Origin of the sequence: Pedobacter sp. CG_S7 (assembly GCF_040544395.1) — a bacterium.
In the GTDB taxonomy this organism is placed as follows: Bacteria; Bacteroidota; Bacteroidia; order Sphingobacteriales; family Sphingobacteriaceae; genus Pedobacter.
The window spans coordinates 1-4,394 of sequence record NZ_JBEONS010000079.1 but is presented as its reverse complement, the minus strand read 5'-3'; the positions used below and the strand labels follow the sequence as shown (position 1 = coordinate 4,394).

At 36.5% G+C, this 4,394-nt stretch carries 5 protein-coding genes; 3 read left to right on the top strand and 2 right to left on the bottom strand.

Going from position 1 to position 4,394, the window contains the following annotated elements; all coding sequences use genetic code 11:
* Window positions 1–89 precede the first annotated feature (89 nt).
* Together AAKU52_RS17155 and AAKU52_RS17150 are read right to left on the bottom strand one after the other, a co-directional pair.
* Window positions 90–1,109: an ATP-dependent nuclease gene (locus tag AAKU52_RS17155; RefSeq protein WP_354335823.1), complete on the bottom strand. Its 1,020-nt coding sequence runs from the start codon at window positions 1,107–1,109 to the stop codon at window positions 90–92.
* The gene (locus AAKU52_RS17150; protein WP_354335820.1) at window positions 1,049–1,390 is read right to left on the bottom strand and encodes an AAA family ATPase; all 342 of its coding nucleotides are present in this window, start codon (window positions 1,388–1,390) and stop codon (window positions 1,049–1,051) included. Before AAKU52_RS17150 ends, AAKU52_RS17155 begins: the two co-directional genes overlap by 61 nt.
* A gap of 365 nt (window positions 1,391–1,755) precedes the next feature.
* On the opposite strand from AAKU52_RS17150, the gene AAKU52_RS17145 reads away from it, so the two are divergent.
* The 3 genes from AAKU52_RS17145 to AAKU52_RS17135 are packed head-to-tail and all read left to right on the top strand — an operon-like array spanning window position 1,756 to window position 3,162.
* Window positions 1,756–2,337, top strand: a complete 582-nt coding sequence (locus tag AAKU52_RS17145; protein WP_354335818.1) for a hypothetical protein — start codon at window positions 1,756–1,758, stop codon at window positions 2,335–2,337.
* 54 nt (window positions 2,338–2,391) lie between these two features.
* The gene (locus AAKU52_RS17140) at window positions 2,392–2,622 is read left to right on the top strand and encodes a hypothetical protein (protein WP_354335816.1); all 231 of its coding nucleotides are present in this window, start codon (window positions 2,392–2,394) and stop codon (window positions 2,620–2,622) included.
* Window positions 2,623–2,679: 57 nt separating this feature from the next.
* A complete protein-coding gene (locus tag AAKU52_RS17135; RefSeq protein ID WP_354335814.1) occupies window positions 2,680–3,162 on the top strand; it encodes a J domain-containing protein in 483 nt (160 codons plus the stop codon).
* Window positions 3,163–4,394 lie beyond the last annotated feature (1,232 nt).

Sequence of the window (4,394 nt, the reverse complement as noted above, 5' to 3'; positions counted from 1 at the left end):
CTGCATCATTGTTGCCATTTTCTCTGCACTATTGTTGCCAAATACTCTGCATTCCTAATTGCCAAAAATCCTGCATTATAAGTTACCGACTACACTAGGCTACCAATGTTTACAATTGACACACCTTGTTGCGTAAGATTGATACCGATTTTTTTTGCAATACTTGGTATTAAAATTTCCTCTGCCCAACCTTCAACCAAAATAACTCCCTTAGCAAAGAACAAATTAGCTTTAGTAGTATCTAGAAATTTTTTGAGGAACACATAGTTACTCTTGTCTAATTTTGTATAGTTATCGCCCATTGGGAAAGCCAACCCATAATTACATATAATAAGATTCTTCAACTCTAACTTCGAAGCTAGGTTAGGACTATGAGATGTTAGAATAAGCTGAATGGTATGTTGTTTTTGTAATGCTTCTATTACTTGCATTTGTGCTTGAGGATGGAGGTGCGCTTCGAGCTCCTCAATGAGGCCCAATCTTAAGCCTGTCCAATTATCCTTATTAAGATGAAGCAATTCCGCTGCCATAAAAAGCCTGTTTAAAGAACCAAGGCTAGGGTTCGGCTCATTTAGCAAGGAAAGAGTTAACCTTTCTAATATTGATTTTAGATCAGTTCCTGTGGCATCAAAGCCGCTTTGAAATGATGTTCCGTAGAAACTCTGTATATGGCTATCTATTTTATCCTTAATTATTTTACCATGCTGGGGGATGGTTTTTTGCTCTATGCCATGCTCATCTGTAGAAATGGCTTCAAATTCACCTTTAAAATATTTTTTAAGTTCTGTACTTAGACCTTGAAAGATTTTTAATAATTCATGATTGTTCTCTTTTCCTCTGAATGCAACATCACCTAAAAGTATTTGTGAAAGCCTTGAGTTTCTTTTTGCCACTAATTCACTTTCTGTGTCCCTTAATGGTTTCAAATAAGTGGACTTTAAATAATCTCTTGCTTCTGCAGTTAGCTGATATCCTTCACTATCTAATCCTGCTTTAACATCTACTGGTAGAATTTTTTTTCCTTGCCTTTTAACATCATAATTAAGAACTAAAAACGGTGTAATATTCGGAGCATCCCCATCCCAAGCAAGCCATTCGGTAAAATGCATCGCCTCATCGATGCAAAACCTCTAAAAGTTAGTTCAATTCTAAATCTTGAACATTCTCCATAAAAATCATCATCATCTACTTTGATATAATCATAACTGTGGGTTTTAAGCACAAGTTTTATCGCATCGATTATGGCCGTTTTCCCTGAATCGTTTTCGCCAATAATAACATTTAGTCCGGAATTAAAATCTAAATCTAAACTTGGTTTTGTGTCTGGTAATATTTCTGATGGTATTCCAAATTTCCTGAAATTCCAAAGTTTTATGTTTGAGAGATACATTATTTAGTTATAAGGTTTATATAGGATAATCAAAGCTAGGTAAACAAATTGAATAAACTAATTATCAGTCCTTTAGATTGTCCAGTTAATTAATAAACATTTCGATTTCTTATGATTAGTTAACTGGTTTTAGGCTGTTTGTGGGGCAAATATCTGATTCGCAGTGATCACTTAGTCAAGGCTGAACCCTTCGGGTTTTGGAAAAAAAATCTCCACACCTCGCTAGGCTTCGGGTCGTATTTTTTTACTCAAAAGCCTTGCCTGTAATCTCTGCTTGATCAGGTGAGGTTGCTTAACAAAAAGCCAGAAAAGGCTCCTGCCCAAGGGTAGTAAGCAGGGAGTACAAATTTAAAACCCATAAAAAAATGGAAACGAAAGAAAAAAACAACGGACAGGTTAAACAAGCTAACTCCGTTAAAACAGACAAAAAAGAACCGCAATTCGTGGCAGGAAATCCAGTTAACACCGTATCAAAAAAGGCAGAGGAACAAACCGAACCCACAAAGCCAGAAGCGGACAAAAGCGGTTTTGTAAACGTGAATGAGCAAGTACAAAGCAAACAGGCTGAAACTCCAAAACCGCAGGAAGACAAAAAGGACGAGCCGACCAAAAAAGAGATCAAGGCAAATTTTGAGCAGGAAAAACCCGCTCCGAATTTAGAGCAGACCCTTAGAAAAATCAAGGACTTGCACCGCCTTTCTAACCAAAGGGAAAAATTATTGGAGACGATAGAAACCCTAGATGCTTTTGAGGTGGCACAGTTGGACGATGCCGAGGAAACCAACCTTAACCATTTTCAAGGGTGTACGCTGACCATAAAAGACGATACGGGCAGGGTATTTACCACCAAAAACCCTTTTATCATCGTCCAGACCGCAAAAAACATCAATACGCTTTGCGTGGATAAATTGACAGAGGTTGAGGGGCAAATTTCACTAACACTTTAACCAAGTAATTGCCCCCTTGCAAGATTTGGGGGCATTGCTTTAAAATCTAAGTTTATGGAAGAAGTATTTGCAGAATATCTAGACCAGCTTTTTTACAAGGGTTATGCCGAGAAATTCAAGGATGATAATCCCAATGCCTACGAAAGTCAATTAGCAGAATTTAAGAACCTTTATAGCATTCCAAAACATGAAACATCACTTGTATATAAGGGTTCGAATAGAAATCGAAACCGATCTACCGCTACTAAAATCCGTAGCGGAACTAGAAGAGCAAACAAAATGTAGCCTATCCGATACCCAAAATATCAAGGTAATTGAAACGGAGATTTTAAAAAGCAGCTTATGAAATGGTTTAACGAGAGTAAAACGGTTGACGAAGTAAAGGCGACCTATAAAAAACTGGCTAAAGAGTTTCACCCTGATTTGGGCGGAGATACTGCAACCATGCAGGAAATAAACAAAGAATATGCGTTTGCTTCCGCAAAAGCGATCAAGGGCGGTAATCTTTCGGAAGAGGAGGCGGAAAACGAAATCCGTTTTTCTGAAGAATATAGACAGGCTATTGAAAAAATCATCCATTTGGACGGGATTCTCATTGAACTTGTTGGCTATTGGATTTGGGTAACAGGAAATACCTTTGCAGTTAAAGCAATTTTAAAGGAAGCAGGGTTTTTGTTCGCTTCCAAAAAATTAGCGTGGTATTTCCGAACAGGGGAATATAAGGTTAACAAGGGCGGTAAGAAGTCTTTAGATGAAATCCGCTCGAAATATGGTAGTGAGGTTATTAATGGAAATAAGCTCTCAAACCGATACATTAAAGCATAATTGGATTTGCTTATAGCCCCAAGGGTTGCCCGAATAGCTAAAAATAGCGGGCGGCCCTATCGGGCATAAAGTATCTGCTAAGTTTTATTTATCATTTTTTATTCTCTTGTTTTATTACAATTATCAATTTCCACCCAAATATTTTGGAAAACATTAAGGTCAAGATAATAGTGCTTTTTGAGCTCTTAATTATATGTTTGAGTGTTTTTCCAATTTCATTTACATCGGATGTGAATCCGTTTATTTTCAATTATCTATTCTATTAATCTTGCACCAAGTTACCTAGTGACCTTCGGATTGCAAAAATTGTTCGGCATAAACCCACTTGCCTTCCCTACTGTCCATTTATTCCGCTTGCATTTTTTGCATACTCAGTCCCCAGCTGACCATGCGCTAATTAATCAAATTTTCAATCCTTAAAATTTAAAATGATGAAAGCGCAAAGTCCAAATCCACTATTTAATGTTGCTGAGATCAAAAGTTTCTTATCAACCTAAATTATAAATAGGACGATAAATCTGTTTGGAGAAGATTCGAATGGATTTGGGTATTTTGATTTTGAAAAAGAAACTTCAAAAACTTCTGGTACGATAGAAAGAAAGTGGGATTTTGACGAATTACAAATTTTTCTTGGAAATGAACCACAACTTCTAAAATTTGCTTTAGTCGAACTACTTGCATCAGTAATACGGATGCAAGTAGTTCTATAATTTTAACTATAAGGCGGCTGGCCAAGTGTGGGTAATGCAATGCAGCAGTTAAGAGTATTGGCGGGCGTAGCTCCCAAAGAAATCACAGTAAAACAAAAACAGCGCAAAATAAAACAATTGTTGTTGTTGGAATTTTAAAAGCCCTTGTCCTAACCTGAGGGCACTGAAAAAGTACCTTGAAAATAAACGATATAAAAAAAAGTTATGTAATAATTGTAATTCAGGCTTTTAGAATCGACTATACGAAATCTGGGTTAAAAAAACTTCATACAAGTCAAAGAAAATGGGGTAGTTCACGATTTATGAACTACCCCATTTTTGTAATTTAATTAAACTGACTTTTTTAGTGCCCTCCCTAACCTACAGGGGCTTTTAATTGCTTGTAAAGTGATCTTTTAGGAATTTCTATAATGGTCATCTTCTCAAGTTCGTAACTACTCAGGTACTTTAAAAGATTTGACTGTTTTCAGCCCTTGTAATCGTTGTTAGTTTAGGGGCAGTTTCAAAATTCAAATAAAATGG

What these genes read in the sequence shown, in the direction of transcription:
- AAKU52_RS17155 (WP_354335823.1), bottom strand. Translation starts at nt 1,109, where the DNA reads ATGCATTTTACCGAATGGCTTGCTTGGGATGGGGATGCTCCGAATATT.
- AAKU52_RS17150 (WP_354335820.1), bottom strand. Translation starts at nt 1,390, where the DNA reads ATGTATCTCTCAAACATAAAACTTTGGAATTTCAGGAAATTTGGAATA.
- AAKU52_RS17145 (WP_354335818.1), top strand. Translation starts at nt 1,756, where the DNA reads ATGGAAACGAAAGAAAAAAACAACGGACAGGTTAAACAAGCTAACTCC.
- AAKU52_RS17140 (WP_354335816.1), top strand. Translation starts at nt 2,392, where the DNA reads ATGGAAGAAGTATTTGCAGAATATCTAGACCAGCTTTTTTACAAGGGT.
- AAKU52_RS17135 (WP_354335814.1), top strand. Translation starts at nt 2,680, where the DNA reads ATGAAATGGTTTAACGAGAGTAAAACGGTTGACGAAGTAAAGGCGACC.